Origin of the sequence: Iodidimonas sp. MBR-22 (assembly GCF_029946565.1) — a bacterium.
Lineage (GTDB): Bacteria > Pseudomonadota > Alphaproteobacteria > Sphingomonadales > Rhodothalassiaceae > Iodidimonas > Iodidimonas nitroreducens.
In genome coordinates, this window is record NZ_JARKVQ010000013.1 from 16,867 (window position 1) to 42,019 (window position 25,153).

At 55.6% G+C, this 25,153-nt stretch carries 25 protein-coding genes and 2 tRNA genes; 21 read left to right on the plus strand and 6 right to left on the minus strand.

The annotated features are described in order from the left end of the window. Positions 1-11: 11 nt before the first annotated feature. The 3 genes from thiL to QK300_RS10455 all read left to right on the plus strand — a co-directional run bounded on the left by thiL (position 12) and on the right by QK300_RS10455 (position 3,884). Entirely contained in the window at positions 12-1,010 is a 999-nt protein-coding gene (gene thiL, locus QK300_RS10445; protein WP_281301675.1) for a thiamine-phosphate kinase, read from the plus strand. Between the two features lie 46 nt (positions 1,011-1,056). Further along, positions 1,057-1,581, plus strand: coding sequence for a hypothetical protein (locus QK300_RS10450; RefSeq protein WP_281301674.1), 525 nt, complete (start codon positions 1,057-1,059; stop codon positions 1,579-1,581). A gap of 209 nt (positions 1,582-1,790) precedes the next feature. After that, positions 1,791-3,884 carry a sodium-translocating pyrophosphatase gene (locus QK300_RS10455; protein ID WP_281301673.1) on the plus strand — a complete coding sequence of 698 codons (2,094 nt, stop codon included), beginning with the start codon at positions 1,791-1,793 and terminating at the stop codon, positions 3,882-3,884. Between the two features lie 84 nt (positions 3,885-3,968). Here QK300_RS10455 and bamE read toward each other — a convergent pair whose 3' ends face one another. After that, positions 3,969-4,454, minus strand: coding sequence for an outer membrane protein assembly factor BamE (bamE, locus tag QK300_RS10460; RefSeq protein WP_281301672.1), 486 nt, complete (start codon positions 4,452-4,454; stop codon positions 3,969-3,971). A gap of 111 nt (positions 4,455-4,565) precedes the next feature. On the opposite strand from bamE, the gene QK300_RS10465 reads away from it, so the two are divergent. The 13 genes from QK300_RS10465 to QK300_RS10525 all read left to right on the plus strand — a co-directional run bounded on the left by QK300_RS10465 (position 4,566) and on the right by QK300_RS10525 (position 13,206). Then, complete coding sequence (locus QK300_RS10465; RefSeq protein WP_281301671.1) at positions 4,566-5,162, plus strand: ubiquinol-cytochrome C chaperone family protein; 597 nt, start codon at positions 4,566-4,568, stop codon at positions 5,160-5,162. Beyond that, a complete protein-coding gene (locus QK300_RS10470; RefSeq protein WP_281301670.1) occupies positions 5,159-5,683 on the plus strand; it encodes a DUF177 domain-containing protein in 525 nt (174 codons plus the stop codon). Before QK300_RS10465 ends, QK300_RS10470 begins: the two co-directional genes overlap by 4 nt. 109 nt (positions 5,684-5,792) lie before the next feature. After that, on the plus strand, positions 5,793-6,872 hold the full coding sequence (gene plsX / locus QK300_RS10475) for a phosphate acyltransferase PlsX (protein WP_281301669.1): 1,080 nt from the start codon (positions 5,793-5,795) through the stop codon (positions 6,870-6,872). Continuing rightward, entirely contained in the window at positions 6,869-7,858 is a 990-nt protein-coding gene (locus QK300_RS10480) for a beta-ketoacyl-ACP synthase III (protein WP_281301668.1), read from the plus strand. The genes plsX and QK300_RS10480 overlap by 4 nt, the downstream gene beginning before the upstream one ends. 138 nt (positions 7,859-7,996) lie before the next feature. After that, the gene (locus QK300_RS10485) at positions 7,997-8,311 is read left to right on the plus strand and encodes an integration host factor subunit alpha (RefSeq protein ID WP_281301667.1); all 315 of its coding nucleotides are present in this window, start codon (positions 7,997-7,999) and stop codon (positions 8,309-8,311) included. Between the two features lie 221 nt (positions 8,312-8,532). After that, positions 8,533-9,111, plus strand: a complete 579-nt coding sequence (locus tag QK300_RS10490) for a MerR family transcriptional regulator (RefSeq protein ID WP_348651878.1) — start codon at positions 8,533-8,535, stop codon at positions 9,109-9,111. A 152-nt stretch (positions 9,112-9,263) separates the two neighbouring features. Beyond that, complete coding sequence (locus QK300_RS10495) at positions 9,264-9,998, plus strand: cytochrome b/b6 domain-containing protein (protein ID WP_281301665.1); 735 nt, start codon at positions 9,264-9,266, stop codon at positions 9,996-9,998. 205 nt (positions 9,999-10,203) lie between these two features. Continuing rightward, positions 10,204-10,280, plus strand: a tRNA-Pro gene (locus QK300_RS10500). A 33-nt stretch (positions 10,281-10,313) separates the two neighbouring features. After that, positions 10,314-10,388, plus strand: a tRNA-Lys gene (locus QK300_RS10505). Positions 10,389-10,509: 121 nt separating this feature from the next. Further along, positions 10,510-11,076 (plus strand): UbiX family flavin prenyltransferase, encoded by a 567-nt coding sequence (locus QK300_RS10510; protein WP_281301664.1) that lies wholly within the window; start codon positions 10,510-10,512, stop codon positions 11,074-11,076. Then, positions 11,069-11,653, plus strand: coding sequence for a TIGR02444 family protein (locus QK300_RS10515; RefSeq protein WP_281301663.1), 585 nt, complete (start codon positions 11,069-11,071; stop codon positions 11,651-11,653). The genes QK300_RS10510 and QK300_RS10515 overlap by 8 nt, the downstream gene beginning before the upstream one ends. A 24-nt stretch (positions 11,654-11,677) precedes the next feature. Continuing rightward, entirely contained in the window at positions 11,678-11,995 is a 318-nt protein-coding gene (locus QK300_RS10520) for a 2Fe-2S iron-sulfur cluster-binding protein (RefSeq protein ID WP_281301662.1), read from the plus strand. Positions 11,996-12,027: 32 nt separating this feature from the next. Continuing rightward, positions 12,028-13,206: a saccharopine dehydrogenase NADP-binding domain-containing protein gene (locus QK300_RS10525; RefSeq protein WP_281301661.1), complete on the plus strand. Its 1,179-nt coding sequence runs from the start codon at positions 12,028-12,030 to the stop codon at positions 13,204-13,206. Between the two features lie 99 nt (positions 13,207-13,305). Here the strand turns inward: QK300_RS10525 and QK300_RS10530 are convergent, their stop codons facing one another. After that, positions 13,306-16,371: a TonB-dependent receptor gene (locus QK300_RS10530; RefSeq protein ID WP_281301660.1), complete on the minus strand. Its 3,066-nt coding sequence runs from the start codon at positions 16,369-16,371 to the stop codon at positions 13,306-13,308. 388 nt (positions 16,372-16,759) lie between these two features. Between QK300_RS10530 and QK300_RS10535 the strand changes: the two genes are divergently transcribed. The 4 genes from QK300_RS10535 (at position 16,760) to QK300_RS10550 (ending at position 19,735) form a co-directional block, all read left to right on the plus strand. Beyond that, positions 16,760-17,152 (plus strand): DUF4399 domain-containing protein, encoded by a 393-nt coding sequence (locus QK300_RS10535; protein WP_348651879.1) that lies wholly within the window; start codon positions 16,760-16,762, stop codon positions 17,150-17,152. Positions 17,153-17,250: 98 nt separating this feature from the next. After that, the gene (locus QK300_RS10540; RefSeq protein WP_281301658.1) at positions 17,251-18,837 is read left to right on the plus strand and encodes a peptide chain release factor 3; all 1,587 of its coding nucleotides are present in this window, start codon (positions 17,251-17,253) and stop codon (positions 18,835-18,837) included. After that, the gene (locus QK300_RS10545) at positions 18,834-19,490 is read left to right on the plus strand and encodes a hypothetical protein (RefSeq protein ID WP_281301657.1); all 657 of its coding nucleotides are present in this window, start codon (positions 18,834-18,836) and stop codon (positions 19,488-19,490) included. The genes QK300_RS10540 and QK300_RS10545 overlap by 4 nt, the downstream gene beginning before the upstream one ends. 74 nt (positions 19,491-19,564) lie before the next feature. Further along, the gene (locus tag QK300_RS10550; protein WP_281301656.1) at positions 19,565-19,735 is read left to right on the plus strand and encodes a hypothetical protein; all 171 of its coding nucleotides are present in this window, start codon (positions 19,565-19,567) and stop codon (positions 19,733-19,735) included. A 30-nt stretch (positions 19,736-19,765) separates the two neighbouring features. Here the strand turns inward: QK300_RS10550 and QK300_RS10555 are convergent, their stop codons facing one another. The 4 genes from QK300_RS10555 to QK300_RS10570 all read right to left on the minus strand — a co-directional run bounded on the left by QK300_RS10555 (position 19,766) and on the right by QK300_RS10570 (position 23,748). Further along, the gene (locus QK300_RS10555) at positions 19,766-21,055 is read right to left on the minus strand and encodes a hypothetical protein (RefSeq protein WP_281301655.1); all 1,290 of its coding nucleotides are present in this window, start codon (positions 21,053-21,055) and stop codon (positions 19,766-19,768) included. Then, positions 21,052-22,503: a glycosyl transferase family protein gene (locus tag QK300_RS10560; protein WP_281301654.1), complete on the minus strand. Its 1,452-nt coding sequence runs from the start codon at positions 22,501-22,503 to the stop codon at positions 21,052-21,054. The genes QK300_RS10555 and QK300_RS10560 overlap by 4 nt, the downstream gene beginning before the upstream one ends. A gap of 64 nt (positions 22,504-22,567) precedes the next feature. Further along, positions 22,568-23,566 (minus strand): cobalamin biosynthesis protein, encoded by a 999-nt coding sequence (locus QK300_RS10565; RefSeq protein WP_281301653.1) that lies wholly within the window; start codon positions 23,564-23,566, stop codon positions 22,568-22,570. Next, entirely contained in the window at positions 23,563-23,748 is a 186-nt protein-coding gene (locus QK300_RS10570) for a DUF1289 domain-containing protein (RefSeq protein WP_281301652.1), read from the minus strand. The genes QK300_RS10565 and QK300_RS10570 overlap by 4 nt, the downstream gene beginning before the upstream one ends. A 247-nt stretch (positions 23,749-23,995) precedes the next feature. On the opposite strand from QK300_RS10570, the gene QK300_RS10575 reads away from it, so the two are divergent. Then, positions 23,996-25,150 carry an acyl-CoA dehydrogenase gene (locus QK300_RS10575; RefSeq protein ID WP_281301651.1) on the plus strand — a complete coding sequence of 385 codons (1,155 nt, stop codon included), beginning with the start codon at positions 23,996-23,998 and terminating at the stop codon, positions 25,148-25,150. Positions 25,151-25,153 lie beyond the last annotated feature (3 nt).

Consider the following 25,153-nt stretch of genomic DNA (forward strand, 5'->3'; position numbering starts at 1 on the left):
GGGAGCAGTTTTTGGATGAATTTGGCCTCATAAAATCCTGTTTTGCCGCTTTGGCTGGTGCGGATGCTCCGGCTTATGGCCTGGGGGATGATGCGGCTGTGCTCGCGCCGCCCCCTGGCTGCGATCTGGTTTTTACCAAGGATATGATGGTATCGGGCAGGCATTTTTTTGCTCATGATCCCGCCGATCTGGTGGCGCGCAAGCTTTTGCGGGTGAACCTGTCCGATCTGGCGGCGATGGGGGCGCGGCCTTTGGGCTATTTGCTGGGCTTTGCCTTTCCCCATCATCTGGATGAGGCTTTGGCGCGGGATTTTTGCCGGGGCCTCGCGCAGGATCAGGCGGAATTCGGGCTCCGGCTTTATGGCGGCGATACCGTTTCCGGGGCCGGATCGCTGGTCTTATCGCTCACCGCCATCGGGGCTGTTGGGCAGGGCCGCGCCCTGCGGCGTAGGGGGGCGCAGCCGGGCGATGATGTGTATGTGAGCGGTGCAATCGGCGATGCTGCTATGGGGTTAAAGGCTCTTTTGGGCACATTGCCCCCCGCTGTGGCCCGCATCCCGGATTTTGCCGCAATTAAAGATGCCCTGATTAATCGCTATCATCTGCCTCGGCCACGGGTGGCATTGGGCATGGCTTTGGCGGGTCATGCTTCTGCCGCAATTGACATATCGGATGGGCTGTTGGCTGATCTGGGTCATATCTGTGAACAAAGCGATTGCGCGATGGAGATCGAGGCCGGGCAGGTGCCTTTATCGGCGGGGGGGCGGATGGCGGTTCATCAGGCGCCCGAATTGTGGATGGATATTCTCACCGGCGGTGATGACTATGAACTGGCCTTTACCGCCGCCCCCGATGAGGCTGATCAGCTTGTGGCGCTGGCCCATGAAGCGGGTGTTGCCATCACTCGGATCGGCCGGGTGAAGCCGGGGGCAGGGCTCGCGGTGATCGCCCATGATGGCACGCCTTTGCCCCGCGATGCTTGGGGGGCGGGGGGCTTTCAGCATGGCTGATGTGGCGGACGCGATCAGAAAAAACCGGGAATGAGGAACAGGCTTTATGGTTGATGACGATCCCATTGAATTGCCGGCATCCGGCAAACGTCGCGGCGTGCTGATGATCATCATTGGTGTGGTCGTGGGTCTGCTGATCGGCGGTGGTGCGGTTTATCTGCTGGTTTCCGGCACTGCTGAGGCGCCGACAGATGCCGGGCAGACCGATGCGGCAGCCGCGCCCGATGAAGCTGCGCCCGATCTGCCCAAAGTTGATCTGCTGGTGGTGCCGGTGCGCCGCTTTGCGGTGCCTTTGATCGATCATGATGGCGATGTTCTGGGCTATATGTGGGTAGATCTGGCTTTCGAGGTGGATGGCCCCGATCATCAATCCTATGTCGCTGCCCGAATTCCCGAATTGCGCGATGCTTTCCTGCGCGATCTCAATGCCCGGCAAACCACGCAGAAAGACAAACCCGGTGCCCTTGATTTTGAGCTTTTGCGCGAACGCCTTGATGCGGTGAGCAAGCAGGTGATGGGCCCGGAACGGGTTTTAAGGGTGCGGATCACCAATGCCCAACGGGTTCCCTGATCCTATCGGGCCCGTCCGGGCCTAAAAAGCCCGGCGGGGCTCAGATTGTTCCACAGATGCGTTTGGTGGCTTGCGTGATCCCTAAGCGCCCCTTAAGCTTTTGAAACTGAAAAGGCCGCGCAGAAGAATAAAAAGCGGTCATGGGCTGATTTGTGCGCCAACATGCGCCCTGATTTGCCCGTCGGATTCAAAAGAAGGGGATATCGTTTATGCACGTTTTGTATGTTTCGATCGCTGCGGGTGTTTTGGCCATTGTGTATGGCATCTGGGCAACGCGATCTGTTTTGTCGGCCAGTCCTGGCAATGAGCGCATGCAGGAAATCGCCGGATATATTCAGGAAGCGGCAGGGGCTTATCTCAATCGCCAATATAGGGCCATTGCCATCGTCGGGGTCGTGGTTGCGGCTTTGCTGTTCTTTTTTCTCGAACCCTGGGCGGCCATCGGCTTTGTTTTAGGGGCGGTGCTGTCCGGCGCGGCAGGCTATATCGGCATGCTGATTTCCGTGCGGGCCAATGTGCGCACGGCGGAAGGGGCGCGGGAAAGCCTGCAAAGGGGCTTGTCCATTGCCTTTCGGGCGGGTGCGGTCACCGGGATGCTGGTGGCGGGCCTCGCCCTGCTGGCGGTGGCGGGCTATTATACCTTTCTCACTGTGGGGCTGGGCTTTGAAGCCACCGGGCGCACGGTGATCGATTCCCTTGTTTCTTTGGGCTTTGGGGCATCGCTGATTTCGATCTTTGCGCGTTTGGGGGGCGGTATCTTTACCAAGGGCGCGGATGTGGGCGCCGATCTGGTGGGCAAGGTTGAAGCCGGGATTCCCGAAGATGATCCCCGCAATCCGGCGGTGATCGCCGATAATGTGGGCGATAATGTGGGCGATTGCGCCGGGATGGCGGCGGATCTGTTTGAAACCTATGTGGTGACCGTGGGGGCGACCATGGTTTTATCGGCCTTGTTTTTGAAAACGGGGGCGGCTGATCTGATGGCTTTGCCCCTGATCATTGGTGGGGTGTGCATCGTCACTTCGATCATCGGAACCTTTTTCGTGCGTTTGGGATCAAAGCAATCGATCATGGGGGCCCTATATAAAGGCTTTCTGGTCACCAGTGTTTTGTCCCTCATTGCGATTTATTTCGCCATGGATTGGGCTTTGGGGGCGGATGGCCTCGATACGGCCTTCACCACCGCAGATGCGGGCCGCTTTACCGGCATGGATCTTTATTTGTGCGGTGTGGTGGGGCTGGCTGTGACTGGGCTTTTGATCTATGTCACGGAATATTATACCAGCACCGAATATCGCCCCGTGCGGTCGATTGCCAAGGCATCGGAAACCGGCCATGGCACCAATGTCATCCAAGGGCTGGCCATTTCCCTTGAGGCCACAGCCATTCCCGTGCTGATCATTTCCGCCGGGATCATCGTGGCGTATAGCCTGGCCGGTGTTTTGGGCTTAGGCTTTGCGGCCACGGCGATGCTCGCTTTGGCGGGCATGGTGGTGGCGCTCGATGCCTATGGCCCGGTGACCGATAATGCCGGCGGCATCGCTGAAATGGCCAATCTGGATGAAGATGTGCGGTCGCGCACCGATGCTTTGGATGCGGTGGGCAATACCACGAAAGCGGTGACCAAGGGCTATGCCATCGGCTCGGCGGGTTTGGCGGCTTTGGTGCTGTTCTCAGCCTATACGGCTGATATCGAAATCTATTTTTCTGAAGTGGTCGTCGATTTCAGCCTGTCTAATCCTTATGTTGTGGTGGGCCTGTTTTTAGGGGCCATGCTGCCTTATCTTTTTGGGGCCATGGGGATGACGGCGGTGGGCCGTGCCGGTGGTGCGGTGGTTGAGGAAGTGCGCCGTCAATTTCGTGAAAAGCCGGGCATCATGGATGGCACGGAAAAACCCGATTATGCCCGTTCGGTCGATCTTTTGACCAAGGCGGCGATCCGGGAAATGATCATTCCATCCTTATTGCCGGTGCTGGCGCCATTGGTGGTTTATTTCGTAATCAATGCCATTGCCGGTCAGGGTCAGGCCTTTTCGGCTGTTGGTGCTCTGCTTTTGGGGGTCATCGTTTCAGGCCTGTTTGTTGCCATTTCCATGACTGCCGGCGGCGGGGCTTGGGATAATGCCAAAAAATACATCGAAGATGGCCATCATGGCGGCAAGGGATCGGAAGCCCATAAAGCCGCGGTGACCGGTGATACGGTGGGCGATCCCTATAAGGATACGGCGGGCCCGGCGGTGAACCCGATGATCAAGATCACCAATATCGTGGCGCTTTTGCTGCTGGCCTTTCTGGCCCATTAAGCGCGGCAGATCAGAAAAAAACGGCATGCCTTTGAGGGGCGTGCCGTTTATTAATTGCGTAGAGATCGAGAGAGATATCAGATTTCAGCGGCCACCGGGTCCACGACCGCCACCGGGGCCCGCCGGGCCAACCCGCCCGATGCCACGCAAAAGCTGCTCGAAAAAGCCCAGAGTTTTGCCACGGATGGGGGTTATGTCATTCACCGGATTGATTTCCTGCGCATCGGCAAGGCCATAGCGTTTGACGTTTTGAACCGCCCCGCCATCGTCGAATTGCACTTCCACAACGGTTTGTGTGAGCGGGCGTTCCTCGATGAAGCCACGGCTAACCGTATCGCGGGAGACATAAAACCATGTTTCATTGCCAAAGGCGCTGACGATGGATGGAGTGCCCAGCATATCGACAACGGAATTTCTGTTGTCCACGCCGGGGGAAATGGCTTTCATCAGGTCTTCATCAACCACATAACCGCGGGTTTGGGTGGATGTGGTGCAGGCCGGGAGCAACAGCGCCATGGCCATGCCCCCCAATAAAGCGCCCTTCGACGATTTTGATTTCAGAGAACCCATTTTAGCAATCATTTGGAAACAAAGCCTGTGCTTGATTTTTTGTCGATAAGCGGCGAATGATCACAGATACAGTCATCTCCTATTCACCGCGTCAAGTCAACAAGCGTGCCCATGTCCTCATTGATCCATTTTCTGAAAAATCTTTTTGCCGCCTCGCCCGGCCGCGAAACCGCGATTGCCCTTTATAGTGGGGCCGTGGGCCAGGCCCGGCAGCCTGCTTTTTTTATACACTATAAAATCCCCGATACATTGGATGGGCGTTTCGATCTCGTTGTTTTGCATCTGTATTTGCTTTTGCACAGGCTGAGCGCGATCAAACCCCCCTGCAATGATGTGCAGATGATTTTGCAAGAGGCTTTTTTTGCCGATCTTGATCGCTCGATGCGCGAAATAGGGGTGGGGGATTTGGCCGTCGGCAAGCATGTCAAAGAGATGGCATCGGCCTATTTCGGACGCTTGCAGGCTTATGATCATGCCCTTGATTCGGGGGATGAGGCAGAGCTTGTGGATGTTTTGGCACGCAATATCTATCGGGGGCAGCTCCCTTCAGGGGATTGCATGGAGCGTTTGGCTTCTTATGTGAGGCGTCAGGCCGCGCATCTGGAAGCCATCAGCGACGAGGATATCTGTGCTGGCCGCGTGCATTTTCTAAGCCCTGAATTTTCCGAAACCACCAAAAGCCGACATGAGGATGACCCCCGGGCATGACCGCCTTTCACCAGATCATCAGCCGCGACAGCCTCGATAAAGAGCCGCTTTTTCTCCATCTGAAGGCAGATGAGGCCATTCGTGAGGCCTTGTCTCAAAGATTTGAACTGCCTGCGATCAATGCCCTTGAGGGTGATGTGGAAATCAATGCTATTGATGGGGGAATAAAGCTGTGCGGCCAGTTACGGGCCGATCTGGTGCAGCAATGTGTGCTTACTTTACAACCCATTGTCGTTCGGCTGGATGAGCCTTTCGCCATTTATTATCTTGCTGATGGCTTGCCTGAAGAGGATGGAGAGGCGATTGTGGATGCAGAGCATGAGGATGTGGTTGCTTTGATCGATGGTAAGGTGGATGTGGGCGAAGCTCTGGCGCAAACCCTGTCCTTGGCGCTTGATCCTTTTCCGCGTGCCGAAGATGCCGTTTTACCACAGGGGGTGCTCAGCGAAGACGAACTGAAGACAAGCCAACGTCGTGATAATCCATTCTCGATTCTAGAAAAACTTCGCGACAAGACTTGAAGCAATATCATTTGCCGCTATTTTGCACGGCGCATCAGGGTGTGGCAGAAGTGGTGCTTGCCGGTGTTATGATGTGTTGAATGGTATATAGATCCTGGGGCAGGCATAGTTGAAAAAACATCTGACAATTGCGCTCGACGCCATGGGTGGTGATCAAGCTCCGGCGGTGGTTGTTCATGGCGCGCATCTCGCCCGCGAACGCTATCCCGATGTCCATTTCGTCTTTTTCGGGCGCAGCGATGATGTGCTGCCCTTGCTCGATGCCGCACCTTTGCTGAAAAAGGTGAGCCGCTTTGTGCATACCGATGATGTGGTGCAGGCCGAAGACAAGCCCGGTAAAGCCCTGCGCCGCAGCCGCCAATCCTCGATGGCGCTGGCCATCGAATCCGTGAAGGCGGGGGAGTGCGATGTGGCGGTATCAGCCGGTAATACAGGGGCGTTGATGGCGCTGGCCAAATTCATCCTGCGCACCTTACCATCCATTGATCGCCCCGCTTTGGCCTCTCTTCTGCCCACCTATAAGGGCGAATGTGTGATGCTGGATCTGGGCGCGAATGTGGAATGTGATGCCTCTAATCTCGTTGAATTTTCAGTGATGGGCGCGGCTTTTGCCCGCACGGTTTTGGGATTGCAGCGGCCGCGCGTGGGGCTGCTCAATATCGGGGTCGAGGAACTGAAGGGCAATGAAGAGGTGAAAGAAGCCGCAGAAATCCTGCGGACGTCTGATCTGCCGATGGAATTTTGCGGCTTTATCGAAGGCAATATGATCGGGGCGGGCGAAACCGATGTGGTGGTCACCGATGGCTTTACCGGTAATGTTGCCCTGAAAGCTGTGGAAGGCACGGCGCAGTTGATTGGCCGCCTGGTCGGCGATGCTTTTCGGTCTTCATGGCGTGCCCGGTTGGGCTATTTGCTGGCCCGGCGCGGTATGAATGGTTTGCGCGATCATCTCGATCCCAATAATCACAATGGTGCCGTTATGTTGGGCTTGAATGGCCTGGTGGTGAAAAGCCATGGCGGGGCAACGGTTGAAGGCTATGCCACGGCCATCGGGGTGGCGATCGATATGGCGCATCACAATCTGATCCATCTGATCACCAAAGATCTGGGCGGGGTCGCTATGGAACGTCAGGACAATGAAAGCCTGACAATGGACACAGATAAACAGGCAGAGAGTAAATCAGCGTGAGCACGATCCGATCCATCATCAAAGGCTGCGGCAGCTATCTGCCCGAACGGATCATGACCAATGCCGATATGGCCCGGTTCGTTGAGACGAGCGACGATTGGATTTCCGAACGCACGGGGATCAGGCAACGCCATATCGCTGCCGATGATGAAAAAACATCCGATCTTGCCATTAAGGCGGCCGAAAGGGCGCTGGATATGGCCGGGATGGCGGCATCTGATCTCGATATGATCGTGCTGGCCACCGCCACCCCGGACCAAACTTTTCCCGCCACTGCCACGACCGTTCAACATGCTTTGGGGATGCACAAGGGCTTTGCATTTGATTTGCAGGCGGTGTGTTCGGGCTTTGTTTATGCGCTTAATACCGCCGATAATTTCATCAAGGCGGGGCAGGTGAAGCGGGCTCTGGTCATCGGTGCTGAAACCTTTACCCGTATTCTCGATTATGAGGATCGCACCACCTGCGTGCTTTTTGGCGATGGCGCCGGGGCCGTGGTGCTGGAAGCGGAGCAAGGAGCGGACCGGGGGGCGGGTCAGCCTCAGGATCGCGGCATATTGGCCAGCAGGCTTCATTCGGATGGCCGCTATGGTGATATGCTTTATGTGGATGGCGGGCCATCATCCACCGGCACCACAGGCCATGTGCGCATGAAAGGGCGGGAGGTTTTCCGCCATGCTGTGGTCAATCTGGCAGCGGTGATGGAGGAAATTCTGGCGGATGTGGGTCTGACTTCCCAGGACGTGGATTGGGTGGTGCCCCATCAGGCCAATCGCCGCATTCTTGAAGGCACAGCGAAAAAGCTCAATCTCTCCCCGGATAAGGTGATCATGACCGTGGATCGCCATGCCAATACCTCTGCCGCCTCGATCCCCCTTGCCCTTGATGAGGCCGTGCGCGACGGGCGCATTAAAACCGGCGATCTCTTGATGCTGGAAGCCATGGGCGGTGGCTTTACATGGGGTGGGTGTCTGGTCCGCTGGTAGAATCGGCGGTTTCGCCCGATGGCTGTGATCCGCTCATCAGCTTTGAGGCTAAGACATTGCCATCTCTTAGCTAAGACATTGATTGACATGAAATCTTTTGCGATCTAGACTGCTTCATCATCTGACAGGGGAATGGCCATGTCGAAGCACACCGTGACGCGCGCTGAATTATCGGAAGCTGTTTATCAGGAAGTGGGCTTATCGCGGAATGAGTCTGCGGATCTTGTGGAGCAGGTGCTCGATGCCATCAGCGATGCTTTGGTCGCGGGTGAGAATGTGAAGGTCTCGTCATTTGGCAGCTTCATCCTGCGCGATAAGGGCGGGCGCATTGGCCGCAATCCCAAAACGGGCGAGGAAGTCCCCATCGAGCCCCGGCGGGTCCTGGTATTTCGCCCAAGTCAGGTGATGAAGGATCGGATCAATGGCGCGCTTAAGGGAAAAGGCGGGGCTTGATCGGCCTTTGGCTATCGTCTTGTCGTTTATTGGCGCTGTGCTCTTCTCGCTCTGTTTCTCCAAGGCCTGAAAACGGCTCGCCTTTTTCGGCGACGTGCCCATAGAGGATGGCAGGATTGATGCCGATTGAAACGATGGGCGGATAGATGGTGTCTGGATATTCAGATATGGCAGCGGATGGCCCCTTGCGGCCCCATGATGATGAAAACGAGGCTCGGATGATGGCCCGTTCCGGGTCTTTGGACACAGGAGAGAGCGGATCGGAAAAATCTGATCGCGCCTTTCGGACCATTGGCGAGGTATCCGAACTTCTTGATCTGCCACAGCATGTCTTGCGCTTTTGGGAAACCCGTTTCACCTCCATCCGCCCGATGAAGCGGGGCGGCAATCGTCGCTATTATCGGCCGCAGGATATTGCTCTTTTGCGGACGGTGAAGCATTTGCTCCATGAAGATGGGATGACCATCAAGGGCGTGCAAAAGCGCTTTCGGGAGCAGGGCGTGAAGGCCACCATTGATGATGTGATGGCCGTGGCGGAGCCGGATGGCCTTGATCGCGGCTCTATTGATCGCCCGATGGAGGGGGCGGGCGCGGGACAGGCGCCGTCTGCCGGATCAAAGCCCGATCAAAATAAACCAGATGCCGATGGGGCTGGCTTGCATCATATTGAAGATATGTCTGATGATCAGCCCATTGAGCCGCCCTTAGCGGAGCCGGGCCGGGCGGAAAAGGCCCCGATGCGCGCAACATTGGCCCACATTCTGGATGAACTGCGCACCCTGCGCCAAATGCTGGATTGAGGCACGGATCATCCGGAGGCGGCAAAGATTGTGAAACAACCAAATTCTTTGCCATGTCTTGATCTGGATCAGGGTCGAAGGCCCATATTTCACACAATAATAGCTATAATCTTCGGGATCATGATTCTCCAAGAATTTGGAAGGAGTCGATTATGGCTTTAGACGTTTATCAGCGTTTAAAAATCTGGGATCGCCCGGTTCGGCTCTTTCATTGGATTAATCTGCTTTGTTTTCTGGGCCTGCTTGGGGTGGGTCTGGTGATTTTTTATGGGGGCGATCTGGGGATCAGCAATGATGGCAAGATCGCGCTGAAACAGATCCATGTTTTGATCGGCTATGTGTTTGCAGCCAATCTGCTGGTTCGAATCATCTGGGGTTTTATGGGAAGCCCCCATGCCCGCTGGCGACATCTGTTTGCATTCGGGTCGCGCTATCGCGAACGATTGGCACGCTATTTAAGGAAGGATGGGGATGCCGATCCCTTGCCCGATGCCGGGCATAATCCTTTGGGGCAGCTATCGGTTTTCGTGATGTATCTGCTTTTGCTTTCCCAGGCTGTTACAGGCCTATTTCTGGCGGGCAGCGATCTGTTCTGGCCGCCTTTGGGGTCTTTCATCGCTGAATGGATCGCCGCGCCGGGCGTGCCCCCGGCTGATCTGGTGCCTTATGCCACAGCTCTTTATGATCCCGTGCTCTATGCTGAGATGCGATCCTTGCGGGCGCCCTTCATCAGCCTTCATGTCTATGGATTTTATGCCCTGATGGGGATGGCCGTTTTGCATAGTGCGGCGGTTGTTTGGGCTGAAATCCGCCATGGGGGGTCATTAGTTTCCGCCATGATCACCGGCTATAAAATGCTTCCCCATAAAAGCCGGAAAGACCAATGATGCCCGATCAGGTGCTAGAGCGATTTCGAGCGGAGTGGACTCACGACGCGGCAAGGTTTTCGCGGTAAAACAGATATTTAGAGCATTTGATCCGATCCACTTTGATCGGAAAATGCTCTAGGCGCATTGCTGTTGATTTTCTGGCATGCGTTTTCTTGGTTGCATCAAGGGCCTGTTCCCGCCTATAACGGCGCCCGTTGCAATGCGGAGCGTAGCGCAGTCTGGTAGCGCACTACACTGGGGGTGTAGGGGTCGTGGGTTCAAATCCCGCCGCTCCGACCATTGCAAAGGCAAAGGGGTTCGCCCGCTTCATTCGGGCCGTTAGCTCAGTGGTAGAGCAGCTGACTCTTAATCAGCGGGTCCGGGGTTCAAGTCCCCGACGGCCCTCCAATAAAAACAAGCACTTGGCCAGATATGGTCAGGTGCTTTTTTCTTGCGCCCAACAATCCTGCGGGGCCACACTCAGGCGAGGGGCTGCGAAGGTCGCTTAATGTGCGCAAAGAGAGGTTCTATGAGATTGATCATCGGTATGGGCGGGGCCAGCGGAATCATCCACGGCATTCGGCTTTTGGAAATTTTGCAGCCGATGGCCGATGTTGAAACGCATCTGGTGATGAGCAAAACCGCCCGCATCACTTTGGCTGTGGAAACCGAATACAGCCTTGATGCGGTGGAAGCCATGGCCGATCATGTCCATAAAATCGGCAATGTGGCGGCCAGCATTGCCAGTGGCTCCTTTCAAACCGATGGGATGATTTTGGCTGCCTGTTCCATGAAGAATTTGTCGGCGGTGGTGCATTCCATGGCCGATGATCTGCTGACCCGGGCGGCGGATGTGTGCCTGAAGGAACAGCGCAGGCTGGTTTTGATGCCGCGCGAAACCCCCCTTCATGCTGGTCATTGCGCTTTGCTGCTGGATGCCGCACGCTTGGGGGCGATCATTGCCCCGCCCATGCCCGCTTTTTATATCAAGCCGCAATCGATCGATGATCTGGTGGATCACAGCGTGGGCCGGGTGCTCGATCTGTTTGGCATTGATAGCCAAGGGGTAAAACGCTGGGCGGGGCCCCATGGCTGAAGACTATAGCGATGAGACTTTGGATCAGGACGCATCGGCATTCTGGGCGTTTTCACAGGCCCTTTATGGCCGGGATGATGTGGCAAAAGATTGCCTTTATCTGCAGGATCATCTGGGGGCCAATGTCAATCTTATCTTGTATCTTTGTTTTCGCTGGCGGGCGCATCAATCGGTTTTAAGCCCGGATGATCTGGCGATCCTGGGCGCGGGCATGGATCATTATGATGCGGCGATCCTGCACCCCTTGCGGGCGGTTCGGCGCGGGCTGAAGCCGATGATCGGTGATGATCCGGATCTGGCCGCAGCCTATGAAGCCCTGAAAGCGGCAGAATTGTCTTGTGAAAAAGCGCAGCAAAGGCGGTTGGTCGCCAGCGGGCGATCCTTGGGTGCGCGGCCATGCGATGGGCAGGCACAAGCGCCTCTGGCCAAGGCCCTTGAAGACCATCTGATGCCTTTGTTAATGGATTTGCCTGAAGATTTTACCCCCAAAAAGGTGCTGGCGATGGTGGCACGGATCGCCGATGCTGCCTGCCGGATGCCGCTCACCCACGTTTTTCTTTCCAATAAACACGCATAAAACCGGATGATAAAGGAGACAGCCATGCCCAAAATTTACGTGACCGATTGGTCTGGTGACACCCATGAAATTGAAGGAAGGCCGGGCGCAACCCTGATGGAGACGATCCGCAAAGCTGGCATCGATGATCTGGCCGCCATTTGTGGTGGTTGCTGTTCTTGTGCGACCTGTCATGTCTATGTGGATGGGGCCTGGCTGGGAAAATTGCCGGATCGCGAAGACGACGAATATGAACTGCTATCTGATAGCGTGCATTATCAGGAGCAGTCGCGGCTATCATGCCAGATCCCGCTCTCGGATGCATTGGATGGCTTGAAGGTGACCATCGCCCCGGAAGAATGATCCCCGTCGAGCACAAAATTGAAAGGCAATGAATGAATACCCAACGCGATTATGATCTGGTGCTTTATGGTGCCAGCGGATTTACCGGCAAGCTGGTGGCCGAATATATTGCCAAAAACTATGGCGAAACAGATTTGCGCTGGGCTTTTGCCGGCCGCAATGCACAAAAGCTTTCGGATGTGCGCGATGAACTGGGCTTGCCCGCTGATTTCCCGCTGATCCTTGCCGATGCCGATGATCCCCAATCGCTCCATGATCTGGTGGCGAAAACCCGGCTGGTGATCACCACGGTGGGGCCCTATCAGCTTTATGGCGAAGGGCTGTTGGCAGCCTGTGCCAAGGCGGGCACCGATTATGTGGATCTGTGCGGTGAACCGGCCTTTATGCGCCAGATGATCGATGCTTATGAACAAACCGCCCAACAATCGGGAGCACGGATTGTTTTTTCCTGCGGCTTCGATTCCATTCCTTTCGATTTGGGCGTGTTGTTTTTGCAATCGGAAGCGCGTCGGCAAACCGGGGCACCTTTGCGGCAGGTTCATGGCCGAGTGCGAAGCATGAAGGGGGGCTTTTCCGGCGGCACGGCAGCCAGCCTGAAGGCGACCTTGGCAGCAGCGGCGGAGAATCCCGATATTCTGGCGTTACTGCGCGATCCCTTTGCTTTGGTGCCGGATTTCGATGGCCCCAAACAGCCTTCGGGCATGAAGCCGCTTTTTGATGAACAGTGCCAATCCTGGGCCGCTCCGTTCATCATGGCACCGATCAATACCCGCAATGTGCATCGCAGCCACGCGCTTTTGGGGCATCCTTGGGGCCGCGATTTTACTTATGATGAGATGATCCTCACCGGACCCGGCGATAAGGGCGAGGCGGTGGCAAAGGCCGTGGCCGAAGATAAATCGATGATGAAGGAAGATGGCCTGAAGCCCGGCGAGGGGCCAAGCCGCGAGGAACGCGAGAATGGCTCATATGATGTTTTGTTCATAGCGCCCACGGATGATGGCCAATCGGTGCGGGTTTCGGTGAGTGGGGATCGCGATCCCGGCTATGGCTCTACATCGAAAATGATCACCGAAGCCGCCCTTTGTCTTTTGCACGATGGCTCCGATGTGAAGGGCGGCATCTGGACCCCCGCAGCCGCCATGGGCATGGCATTGATCAAGCGCCTTGAAGCGCGGGCAGGCTTGCGCTTTCGGGTCGAGCAGGGCTGATCGCGCTTTTGATCAACCGATAAGCCAATAAAAACAGGGAAGCCGCGCGGGCTCCCCTGTTTTTTTGTTTAAAAGACGCGGATGGCCTTAGGGATCGGCTTAAAACGTCCCATTAAAGCCGATGAAGAAGGATCGGCCCACAAAGCTGACTGGCCTTACCAGATTGCTCAGGAAGGGCTTGCGGTCGGCGATATTATTCACCCCCCCATAAATCTGGAAGCGATCCGTGATGTCATAGCTGGCCGAAAGATCATGGACAAAGGCATTGCCCGAACTGAAAGGATCGGCAAAGAGCGGATCGCTTTCAATGCTCAGATTTTCCACATTGGGGAGCAACTGGCTGCTTTGGAAACGGGTTTGCCAAGACAGGCTGTATTGATCGACCTGCCAGGTGGCTGTGGTATTGACAATCCATTTGGGGAAGGTGTTTTCCCCCAGTTGATTATCGAATTGATCAGAAAATTCCTGAAAATCGAAATCCCGGCGCCGCAGATTGCGGGTGCCATTGGTGCGGATATCGATGCTGCCCCAATTGCCCGATAGGCCCAGATCGGCCAGATCAAAGCCGTAGCTGACTTCAAAATCGATCCCACGGGCCTCCAACGCCGCCACATTCTGCTGACCGGATTCAAAGAAAGTGATATTGCGATTGACCGGATCGCGGGTGACGAGAGCGCAGAATTCATTATCAAGGCTGGGGGCATCCACGCAATTCTCGATGATCCGCTCAGCGCTGACGACGATGATGGCATCGGAAATTTCCACATCATAAAAATCGACCGTAGCCGATAAGCCGGGAATCCAGCGCGGGGTGATCACGGCCCCAATGGTCAGAGTATCGGCTTCTTCTTCGGCCAGATCAGGATTGCCGCCCGCCCGTCCGGTGACGAAGGCGGAATTGAAATTGGTGGAATTGAAATTATCGCCCACCAATGCCTGGCAGTTCTGGGCCCGAAATTCGGTTCCCGCATTGACCCGGTTGGCATTGCAGGGATCGAAATCGGCATCGATGAAAATGGGTTGGGGGGGTGAAAACAGCTCGTTGATATTGGGGGCGCGCACCGAACGGCCAAAGGTGCCGCGAAAGCGGATATCATCCACCGGCGCATAAGAGCCGCCCACATTCCACGAAACGGTTGATCCCACTGTGCTGTAATCGGCATAGCGCACCGCACCATCGATGCTCAGATCCTTGATGAAAGGCACATCGCTGATGATCGGGATATTGACTTCGCCAAAAACTTCCCAAACATCGAAACGGCCATCCACCGGCTCGGAACTCGTGGTGACGGAATTAAAGCTCAGGCCGGCAGTTTCAAAGGCATTGGGTTCAAATTCGCTTTTTTCTTCGCGATATTCCGCGCCCGCTGCAAAGCCGATGGCCCCACCCGGCAACTCGATGAAGCCAGCGGTGTCACCCGAAATAAAGCCGGAAATCACCTGCTGTGTCAGCTCGGAATTTTCCACCGAACGCTGGAAGATGAATTCTTCTGCCGCCTCGCTCGTGGTATTGGCGCCAAAAATATTGATCGGCGCGCATTGCCCGCTCCCCGGATTAAAGCTTAAAAAACCTTCCCGCGCGGCAGGGAAAGGGGAAATGGGCGGGATCGCCGTAGGGTCGAGATCAGACCGACACACCACCTCGCCACTATCGGGATCGATTACGGAATCAACGGCGGCAAAGAACCGATCCTCAATGCGGGTTTTCAGATTGGTGAAATTGCGTTCGGTTCGGCCAAAATTATACGAAACTTCATAGTTCCAGCCATTGTCGAACTCGCCATCGATGCCGGTAACCACCCGGAAGCTGTATTGATCGGCCTGGGTTTGGGCGGGCACATCGAGATTATCGCGGGAAACCGTCAGCACCGGGGTGATCCCCTGACCGATCAGGCTATCAATCTGGCTGCGCAGGGCGGTTGGGATAAAGCCATTATCGAGGGAAATGGGGATATCATCATTGAAGCCATTGACCTGATCCACCGATTTCGTGGCGTTATAGGAAAATTTCGATTCAATGAAAAAGTTGAGCTGATCAAGGACTTTATAGTTCACATTGCCATTGACATTGACACGATCAAGCTTGGGCTGCAGCCAACCGATATTGGGCAGGCCGGGCACCGCATCGCCGCCGATGCCATTGAACAGATCAAGGAAAATATCGGCAGGATTGAAAGCGCGCAAAGTGCCGGTTTCATCCACGATCTGGGCAATGGGAAAGCCGCCAACGGTGGCACCGGGATCAAGCAGATTGATAAAGCCGGGATCGTTGAAATTATTCTGATCCTGCAGCCAGATGATGCCAAAAGGGCTGGAAACCGGCAGCCGCGCATTTTGCGCAAAGCTATTCACGGCATCGGGATTGACGCCTAGCCTTGCGGCCAGTTCAGGGGAATTGGGCACGAAAGCGGCAAAGCCGAGACCGGCGATATTGGGTCGATCTTCAACCTTGATATTGCCGGTCTGGGTATATTCCACGCTGACCACGGCATTGCCGCGACCATCGGCAAAATTGGTGCCGCCGGTTGCAGACAAAAATAGATCTTCGGAATCGCCCCGTTCGCTGATGCCGAATTGCGAGCGCACATCAAGCCCTTCAAAATCATCGCGCAGGATGAAATTAACCGCCCCGGAAACGGCATCCGCACCATAAATGGCCGATGCGCCGCCGGTCAGCGTTTCCACCCGCTCGATGAGGGCGACGGGTATGCTGGTCACATCCACCGCTGCTGTGCCCGCAACGCCTGAAACATGGCGCCGACCATTGATCAGAACCAGAGTCCGCTCGCTCCCAAGCCCCCGAAGATCGAGAAGACCAACCCCCGCAGGCGCGCCATTCTGATCAGATTGATTGGCAGGCAAAGAGCTATTGAGCGCCGGAATTTCGCGCAACAGAGAAGAAATATCAGTTTCCCCCGATCTTTTGATATCGGTGGCATCGATGGTGGTGACCGGGCTGGGGCTGCTGAGATTGCTGCGGGCAATGCGCGAGCCGGTGACGACGATTTCTTCAACAGCCTCATCAGGGGCTTCGGTTTGGGCTTGGGTTTGGGCGCTGACCGCCAAGGGCAGACCCGAGACGAGAGCAAGGCTGGCCGCCCCGGCCAGAAGAGTCCCCCGTCTTTGGCACTGTCTTTGGCCTCGTCTTTTGATGACAGATGACATGATCGTTTCCTCCGTGAATTGGGGTTATGACCCCTTTATTTGGTTATGAGGTTTCAAACGATTGTATTTTTACAAAACCACTGCTTTTGGAAAGATAATTAAGCGCGAAGCTCTGTATTTGACATATTAAATTTGTGCACTGCGGCAAAAATGTTTCACTTTATTCCGAATCAGCCTAAAATTTAGGCATTTGATGCGAGATGTGACGGGAATTTGGGCAAAGCCCGACGAAGGCCAAAGCTTGCTTATGATGTGGCCTTGCTTATGATCAGGGCGGTCAACCATAGCCTATATGTGTATAAGCTTTGAGGCTTTTTCATCTTGCAGGAGGATTGTTATGCTATCGTCGTTAAAAGCACATCTCGCCCCTATAGCCGTGGCGGCCCTGATGGCCGGGGGCTTTGGATCATCTGTGGCGATGGCCGATGATCACAAGGAAAAGCCCAAGGTTTATATCGTCAATCTGGAAGATGGGGCGGTTGTTGAAAGCCCGGTGAAAGTGGTCTTTGGGCTGAAGAATTATGGCGTGGCTCCGGCAGGTGTGGATAAAGAAGGCACGGGCCATCATCATTTGCTGATCAATGCGAGCTTATCCGATGAGGATATGGCCTATCCCATCCCCGCCGATGATCAGCATCGCCATTTTGGCGGCGGGCAAACGCAGACGACTCTGGATCTGGAACCGGGTGAGTATCGTTTGCAGCTTGTTTTGGGGGATGCCAATCATGTGCCTATTGATCCGCCCATTGTCTCGAAACCCATCACCATCACGGTGAAATAAGCCGCCGAAGGCTTTAATCGCGGCTGAAACGACAAACGGCCCTTTCATATTTGTGCAAAGTCCTTAAATTGCGCGCAGATGTGAAAGGACGAACCCTCATGACTCTGACCGAAGATATTGGCAATCGCCGCACCTTTGCCATCATCTCGCATCCCGATGCCGGGAAAACCACGCTCACCGAAAAGCTTCTGCTTTTTGGCGGAGCCATTCAGCTTGCCGGTGAAGTGCGCGCCCGTGGCGAGCGGCGCCGGGCGCGATCCGATTGGATGAAGGTGGAGCAGGAGCGTGGCATTTCCGTTGCTTCATCGGTGATGACCTATGATTGGGAAGGCTGCACCTTCAATCTGCTGGATACCCCGGGCCATGAGGATTTTTCCGAAGATACCTATCGGGTGCTGACAGCGGTCGATAGCGCGGTGATGGTGCTGGATGCGGCGAAGGGGATTGAAACCCAAACCCGCAAATTGTTCGAGGTGTGCCGCCTGCGCGATATGCCGATTGCCACTTTTGTCAACAAGATGGACCGCGAAGCCCGCGATCCTTTTGATTTGCTTGATGAGGTGGAACAAACGCTGGCGCTTGATGTGTCGCCGGCATCCTGGCCGATCGGTATGGGGCGTGATTTCAAGGGCTGCTATGATCTGATTAATAATCGCCTGATTTTGATGCAGGCCGCCGATAAGAATATCAGGTCTGAAGGGATTTCCCTCTCCGGGCTTGATGATCCGCGCCTGGCCGATTATCTGCCGGAATATAGCCTTCAAACCCTGCGCGAGCAGGTGGACATGGTGCGGGGCCTGTGCAAGCCTTTTGATCTGCAATCCTATCTGGAAGGGCATTTGACCCCGGTTTTTTTCGGCAGTGCCTTAAACAGCTTTGGCGTGCGCGATCTGTTGTCGGGCCTGCGGGATTTTGCACCCCCCCCCCGTTCGCATAAGGCCATTGAACGCCGGATCGAGCCTGTCGAGGCCAAATTTTCCGGTTTCGTTTTCAAGATTCAAGCCAATATGGACCCCAAGCATCGGGATCGCATGGCCTTTGTGCGGCTGGTCTCAGGCCGTTTCAAGCGGGGGATGAAACTGCGCCATGTGCGCTCGGGTAAAACCATATCGGTGCATAATGCCCAGCTTTTTCTGGCGCAGGATCGCGAGCTGGCGGAAACCGCTGTGGCCGGTGATATCATCGGCATTCCCAATCATGGTGGCTATAAAATTGGGGATAGCCTGACCGAGGGCGAAGACATCCGCTTCACCGGCATCCCAAGCTTTGCTCCCGAATTGATGCAGCGGGTGCGCCCCATTGATCCCATGCGCGCCAAGCATCTGGCCCGTGCTTTGGAGCAATTGGCAGAAGAAGGCGCGGCTTCGGTTTTCAAGCCCTATCTGGGGGCCGATTGGATCGTGGGGGTGGTGGGCAGCCTGCAATTTGATGTGCTGGCCGCACGCATCGATACGGAATATAATATTCCCGTGCGTTTCGAGCCGACCGAGCTTTATACGGCCCGCTGGGTGGTTGGGGATGATCCCAAATTGCTGAAGCAGTTCATGGAAGCCAATCGCGCCTCTTTGGCCGAGGATCATACCGGCCATCCGGTTTATCTGGCGCGCAATAGCTGGCATCTGAACAAGGGTCAGGATGATTATCCCGATCTGCGCTTTCTCAAAACCAAGCAGGAGGTGGCATGAAAAACCGGAAAACAGGGGCATTATGGGCCCTGATCATCGGCTCGGTTTTTTTGACATCGGCCTGTATGGGGGCGGATGATCAAGGCGCCCCGGATGCGGCCGCCATCGATCAGGCGCTTTCGGATCATTATGAGCTGATCGCCATGGCCTTTGCCTCAAACAGGGATGAGGACGAGAGGGCCGCCGATTCCATTGCTGATGGCGACCTGAACACTGGCCCTGAAGCGGGTTCTGATCAATCCGCTGAGGAAAGCCGCAAGTGCACCTCGATGGAAATCATCATCAATCGCATGGATGGCCGGGAAAGCCGGGAGCGTTTCACCTTGCCCTGCCATCTTTTGGATCGGGCGCAAAGCAGCCTGAGCCAGGGCCTGAAAGCCCTTGAAAAAGCGCTTGAGGATGCGGGCCTTGCAGTTTCCAATTCTGTGTTTTCGGGGAAGCCCTTGGCCTATCAGCGGGTGGAAAAGATTGCCTGTATCAAGGCGGTTGAAAAGCCCGGGTTCGTGTGTGATCTGCGGGTTTGGTTTGATGATGAAGGGCAAACGGTTTCGCGCTATCAAACGGCGCGTTTCGTTAAAGATCACGATGGCTGGATCGCGCTGGAGGTCAGCGGTTCCCCTTTGAGCGGGGATGATGCGCCATCGGATTTTTGAGGGGGTCTTTTTCTGGGGTATCATCAGGTGGGGGGTCTATGGGAAAAAGCACGGAGCCTAAGAACGCGAAGCGCATGAACACGGCACTTTTGCGGCTGCGCTATGTTTTGGAAGGGCTGGATGGTTCTGATCAGGCCATGCTGGTTGATCTTTTGGAGCGAAAGGCCGATCTGATTTTGCGGGCTGAAGAAAAAGCCGATCAAAGCCCGGCTTCATGCCCCCGCCTTTATGGCCATGATGGCTGATTTTTTAGAGCCTGTTCAGTGGGGTTCGGGTTAAAAGCTGACGCTTAAAATGATGCTCAGCCCTTCATCATTATCGGATGTGCCCGCCAGATTGATCCGCAATTGCGTGGTCAGTTCGATCTTGTGCGCCGGGGCTTGGCGCGCCGATCCGCCAAAGGGCAGGGCAATCGTCAGCCCCGGTCCGCCTTCTAAAAGCGAGTTTTGCCCTGATCTGTCATCCTGCCACAGGCCCGATAAAAGCAGATGCGGGGTGAGGATGAAGCGGTTTTTTTGCCAGGATCGGCCGATGCGCCCTTCGCCACTGATCTGCCAATCGGTTTTTTCAATCCCAATCCCTGCAATATCGCCAAAAACCGACCAGAAAAGCCAGGATGGCCCCTGATGCGCCACGGGCCGTTCATAGCCCGCCCCCCATGAGCCAGAGATCCGAAACAACCAATCATCCCGGGCGAAATCCCCTACCGACACAAGCCGTTCTGCGCCCACTATGATGGCCTGAGAGGCAAAAGGCTTCAGTTTAAAACCAAAGCCCGCCTGTTCGCTTTTGGCCTGTGGTAAGGGATCGGCCCCATCAACCGACCATAAAAGCCGCGCAAATCCGGCTATCCAGCGATCGGGCGATCCCAGCCACAGGGGCAGGCGGCCATTGGCTTCGATGATCCCCTGACTTTGGCTCAGAACCCGATCCCCCAGAAACAGGCTTTCATCATCGGGGCCATCCGTGCGCCATAACAGGCTCGCCGATCCCCAGAAAATGCGATCAAGGGCGCGCATTTCGCGCCGTGTTTGCTCTAAAATCAGGGGATCGTGATCAAGGCCGAGGGCCGTGGTGAAATGGGTACGCGCGCAGGCCATATCCCCATCATTACGGCATAAATAGGCCAATTGCCGATGATAAACCGGATGATCAGGGGCTTTTTCCACCAATTGTGCAAAAACATCCCGGGCGGCAGGCTGATCGCCAGCGGCCAGAAGGGCATAGCCTGCGGATGCCAAACTTTCGGCTTCGGGGCGAATGGAAAAAGCCAGAAGAAAGGATTGCGCCGCTTGGGCATGGCGATCAAGGGCGGATTGAATATGGCCCAGATCCAGCGCCCATTGATGGCGGCGCGCCTCATCTGCTGTTTGTTCAATCGCCAAAGCCAGGAAATCGGCAGCCATGGCCTGATCCCCTGCATTCAGCGCCTGATAGGCTTCCGTTGCCGCCTGATGGGGAGAAAGGGGCGGGTTTTGCGGCTTCACCCTGACCTCGATCTGGGCCACTGCAGGAAAAGACAGCAGCCAGCAAAAGGCGATGAACAGGAGGCGGATAAGGATCATCGCCCGCCCTCATGATCCGCTTGTTCTTTTAGATTTCCGGCCAGATCATCGGCCAGATCATCGGCCAGATCATCGGGAAACAGATGGGTGGTTTTTTCCCATTGCAGGGGCGTGCCATAAAAAAGATGCACCAGATAAAGCCGCAAAGCCCGCCATGCGGCCGCGCAATTCACCAGATTGCCGATAAATACCCGGGGGATGGATAAAAACCCCTGCTGCCAGCCATAAAGCCTGCCGGTATAAAAAGCGCGATGCCCGGCGCGATTGATCAGCAGCCCGGCATTCAAAAAAAGCAGCATCATCAAGGGGGAGTGGGGCTCGATGATCGTCGGCATATCGGCTAGATGGACGTGCCTTGCCCCTTCATAAAGGACCAAAGCCAGAAATATGACATAAGCCGCCACCCCCATGAAGGCGGTGAGAATGGCCTTGCGATCCCGCATCAGCATATAGCGCATGGCCAAAGATCCGGGCCAGCCCTGACTTTTCCAGGATTGCAAAACGATGCCGATCAGCCAGCGGGATTTCTGGCTGACCGCCGCCTTGAAAGCCGTGGGAAAATATTCCCGCGTGGCGATCACCGCGCGTTGATCATCGGATTCGGGCAGCCGCACGAAAATGCTGTTATAGCCCAGCTTTAAAAGCATCAAAGCCAGTTCATAATCCTCGGTCAGGCTGTGTTGGGGGAACGGCCCCGGCGCCTTTGATATTTGGGCGATATGGCTTAAGGCCTTGCGCGAAAAGGCGCAGCCAACGCCTGCGCAGGGGATGCCCCCTGCCATCCATTCCCGCAGGACCAGATCTTTTTGATGGGATTCCGCAAATTCATCCAGATAATGCCCGCCCACAAGGCTGCGAAGGGGCGGCGGCAGCGGGATCACCGGCAATTGGATAAGATCGGCCCGATCGGCCAGATAATTGAAAAGCTGTAATTCATCGGGATGCACCACATCTTCGGCATCATGCAAAATGATCTGCTGGAAATCGTCATAGGCCGGATCGGCGATCAGCGCCCGCCATAGATGGTTCAGGCAATCGCCTTTGCTGGTGGGGCCATCATGATCCAGACACAGGATTTTCAGCCAGCTCTGCTCGCGATCCACCGCCCGTGCCCTGATAGCGGTTTCACGGTCATTGGGATAAACGCCTAAGAACACAACATAATGATCATAGCGCAGGCTGCGCCGAAGCCGTTTCAGCATTGGCGCTATCACATCGCTTTCATTCCATGCCGGCAGAAAAATAGCGATTGGCTTTTGTTTTTGCACAGGAAGGCTTTGCGAATTGGCGCGGGCAGATTTCCGGTAAATGGTGAGAGAGCGCGACAGGCTGCGATAATGGGTCGCCAGATCGATGAACAGATCATCAAGGCCAGACAGCAGGATCAGCGCAGCAATGATCCAGACAAGGAGGTTCAGCCCCGCATGGAGCGCATTAGCAGCATCCATAAAGGCGCCCCCCGCCTGTTTTGATGAAGGGCCCTATCTATGAGAAAATAAACTGAAATATCAACTATAAAGAAATAAAAGATGCAACATATTCAAGAATAAACAACATTAAAACGAGAATGGTGCAGGATAAAGCATATAACGTTCTTGAGATTGTAATGTCCCTGATGCCGGGTTCAGCAAGCTGGGCTCCGAAAAAATCACCCTTGCGCTGATGGCTGCCGATACAGACAGGCCCCCCAAGCCGCACACTTAAGCTGCCGCTGAAAACCGCGATGGCCGGGCTGAAAACGGGCCAGGCATAGCGGTGATTGCGACACAGGATGCGCAAGGACTGGAGCGTGCGCCCGGGCCAAAGAACAAGGCTGCCCAAAAGCAGAAAGGGCGCTGAAAGCACGGTGGCGGGCAGCAGAAATGCGGCGGAAAAGGCGCGGGGATAGGTGCCAAAGCTGCGCGCATGATCGGATTGCTCATCAATCATAATGCTGGCGGTATCCAAAAGCTTATAGGCGATGAGGGCCGGAAACCCGCCCAGGACAAACCACAGGATCGGGGCAATATGGCCCTGCACAAAACCCATGGCCCCGCTTTCGATGGCGGCGGCGGCAAGAGCGCTTTCGTTCATGCGGCTGGTATCGCGGCCGGTGAGCAGGGTGAGCATGGCACGGCCTTCTTCAAGGCCCAAAGCAAGGCTGTTGGCCATCAGGCGCAAGCGTTCGAGCATGGGCCGTAAATTGATCAGGGATGCCAGAAACATCGCTTTGATAATCCAGGCATAAGGAAACTGCGCGAGCGCAAAACTCAAGAGAAAGCCGCATAAAAGCCCGAAAATCAGCAGGAACATAGCCACCGACAAAGAATCGGCGCGGCGCATCCTGTCATCATGGCTTGGTTGATTATAGCGGCTTTCCATCTTCGCGATCAGCCCGCTCGCCCATGTCATGGGGAAAGAAAAAACCCGGCTGATACGGCTGGAACTGCAAAAGATCAGATTGAACACAAGGGCCAGCACGATCACCAGTGCGTCAGACAGGCTGGCAAAGGGGAGATCGCCACCGGTCATGATCGGTCTCGGGCCGCGGGGCCGGGGCGGCGGCGGGGCAGCATGGCCAATATCTGCTGTTTTTGCGCAGGCTTCAGCCGCGCCCAATGTTCAATTTCCTGATCCGTGCGCCAGCAGCCGATGCACAGCCCCAAATCAGGCTCCAGCCTGCAACGGTCGATACAGGGGGATTTGATGGCCATAGCGATCATCCGTTTGTTTGGTCTTGCTGGCGAAGGCTTATGATCAGGCTTGTGCATTCAGATTGGCAGTGAGCATGGATTTCACAAGAGGACGAAATCATAACAGTTTATGACGATATATCTCCCCTGAGGCAAGCGGCAGGTTGCCATCTGTTTTCTGGCGTGCACAATCACGATTGCGGCTGTGCTTTTTTAAAAGGGCGCTGTGTTTTTTATAGACCAGACAGGTGATGTTATGGATTTTTCCTTGAACGATGAACAGAAAATGCTTCAAGCGGGGGCGGCGCGATTCATCAAGGAACAATATTCCTTTGAAAAACGCCGGGCGCTGGCCGCCTCGCCGGAAGGATTTTCTCGTGATCATTGGGCGAAATTCGCTGAATTGGGCTGGCTGGCCTTGCCCTTTGCCGAGGCCGCAACCGATGCCTCCGCCGGGGGTGATGAGGTGGGCGGTTTAGGGGGCACAGCCATCGACACCATGCTTTTGATGGAGCAATTTGGCCAGGGGCTGGTGCTTCTACCTTATCTTTCAACCATTCTTATGGCGGGTCGGGCGATCGAGGCCATGGGTTCGGCACAGCAACGGGCGCGGTTTCTGCCCCCCATCATGGCCGGTGATCTTTTTGCCAGCCTTGCTTTTGTGGAACCACAGGCCCGTTATGATCTGGCCGATGTTTCGACTGCCGCCAGCATCAGCGGCAAGGGATGGCGCCTTTCGGGGGCAAAAAGCATCGTGCTCAATGGGGATGTGGCGGATCTTCTGGTCGTGCCGGCGCGCACCGCCGGTGGGCGCACCGATGAACGCGGGCTTTCCTGTTTTCTGGTGGATAGCAAGGCCCCCGGGGTGCAGATTCGCACCGTGCCCAGCACCGATGGCGGGCGCGTGAGCGATATTGTGTTTGATGATGTGAAGCTTGATCCCGAAGCCCTGCTGGGCCCCGAGGATGGGGCACTGCCTTTTTTATCCGCCCTTTTGGATCGCGCGGCCGCCGCCCTTTGTGCCGAGGCGATGGGGATCATCGATGCGGCGGTGGAAGCCACCCGTGCTTATTTGTTGCAGCGCAGCCAGTTTGGCCGTCCGCTCGCCAGCTTTCAGGCTTTGCAGCATCGCTTATCTGAAATGGTGATTGCGCAGGAACAAACCCGCTCTTTGGTTTATGTTGCCAGCATGCGGATTGGCGAGGATAACCCCGTTGAACGGGCCCGGGCGGTTTCTGCTGCCAAGGCGGAAATCAGCCGCAATGGCAGCATGATCCTTGCCAATGCCGTGCAATTGCATGGCGGCATGGGCGTTTCAGAAGAATTAAATGTGGGGACCTATTTCAAACGCCTGCACATGATCAATGCCCTGTTTGGCGATCGCGATTATCATGTGCGGCGCTATGCGGCTTTGGCGGCCTGATCT

Excerpts from the sequence above, each read along its gene's own strand:
- QK300_RS10470 (WP_281301670.1), top strand. The coding sequence starts at position 5,159 with ATGACCGCCTTTCACCAGATCATCAGCCGCGACAGCCTCGATAAAGAG.
- QK300_RS10550 (WP_281301656.1), top strand. The coding sequence starts at position 19,565 with ATGAACACGGCACTTTTGCGGCTGCGCTATGTTTTGGAAGGGCTGGAT.
- QK300_RS10565 (WP_281301653.1), bottom strand. The coding sequence starts at position 23,566 with ATGACCGGTGGCGATCTCCCCTTTGCCAGCCTGTCTGACGCACTGGTG.
- QK300_RS10455 (WP_281301673.1), top strand. The coding sequence starts at position 1,791 with ATGCACGTTTTGTATGTTTCGATCGCTGCGGGTGTTTTGGCCATTGTG.
- QK300_RS10510 (WP_281301664.1), top strand. The coding sequence starts at position 10,510 with ATGAGATTGATCATCGGTATGGGCGGGGCCAGCGGAATCATCCACGGC.
- QK300_RS10490 (WP_348651878.1), top strand. The coding sequence starts at position 8,533 with ATGGCCCGTTCCGGGTCTTTGGACACAGGAGAGAGCGGATCGGAAAAA.
- QK300_RS10495 (WP_281301665.1), top strand. The coding sequence starts at position 9,264 with ATGGCTTTAGACGTTTATCAGCGTTTAAAAATCTGGGATCGCCCGGTT.
- QK300_RS10535 (WP_348651879.1), top strand. The coding sequence starts at position 16,760 with ATGGCCGGGGGCTTTGGATCATCTGTGGCGATGGCCGATGATCACAAG.
- QK300_RS10555 (WP_281301655.1), bottom strand. The coding sequence starts at position 21,055 with ATGATCCTTATCCGCCTCCTGTTCATCGCCTTTTGCTGGCTGCTGTCT.
- QK300_RS10545 (WP_281301657.1), top strand. The coding sequence starts at position 18,834 with ATGAAAAACCGGAAAACAGGGGCATTATGGGCCCTGATCATCGGCTCG.
- QK300_RS10515 (WP_281301663.1), top strand. The coding sequence starts at position 11,069 with ATGGCTGAAGACTATAGCGATGAGACTTTGGATCAGGACGCATCGGCA.
- QK300_RS10485 (WP_281301667.1), top strand. The coding sequence starts at position 7,997 with ATGTCGAAGCACACCGTGACGCGCGCTGAATTATCGGAAGCTGTTTAT.
- QK300_RS10540 (WP_281301658.1), top strand. The coding sequence starts at position 17,251 with ATGACTCTGACCGAAGATATTGGCAATCGCCGCACCTTTGCCATCATC.
- QK300_RS10530 (WP_281301660.1), bottom strand. The coding sequence starts at position 16,371 with ATGTCATCTGTCATCAAAAGACGAGGCCAAAGACAGTGCCAAAGACGG.
- QK300_RS10570 (WP_281301652.1), bottom strand. The coding sequence starts at position 23,748 with ATGGCCATCAAATCCCCCTGTATCGACCGTTGCAGGCTGGAGCCTGAT.
- QK300_RS10560 (WP_281301654.1), bottom strand. The coding sequence starts at position 22,503 with ATGGATGCTGCTAATGCGCTCCATGCGGGGCTGAACCTCCTTGTCTGG.
- QK300_RS10520 (WP_281301662.1), top strand. The coding sequence starts at position 11,678 with ATGCCCAAAATTTACGTGACCGATTGGTCTGGTGACACCCATGAAATT.
- QK300_RS10465 (WP_281301671.1), top strand. The coding sequence starts at position 4,566 with ATGTCCTCATTGATCCATTTTCTGAAAAATCTTTTTGCCGCCTCGCCC.
- QK300_RS10525 (WP_281301661.1), top strand. The coding sequence starts at position 12,028 with ATGAATACCCAACGCGATTATGATCTGGTGCTTTATGGTGCCAGCGGA.
- bamE (WP_281301672.1), bottom strand. The coding sequence starts at position 4,454 with ATGGGTTCTCTGAAATCAAAATCGTCGAAGGGCGCTTTATTGGGGGGC.
- QK300_RS10450 (WP_281301674.1), top strand. The coding sequence starts at position 1,057 with ATGGTTGATGACGATCCCATTGAATTGCCGGCATCCGGCAAACGTCGC.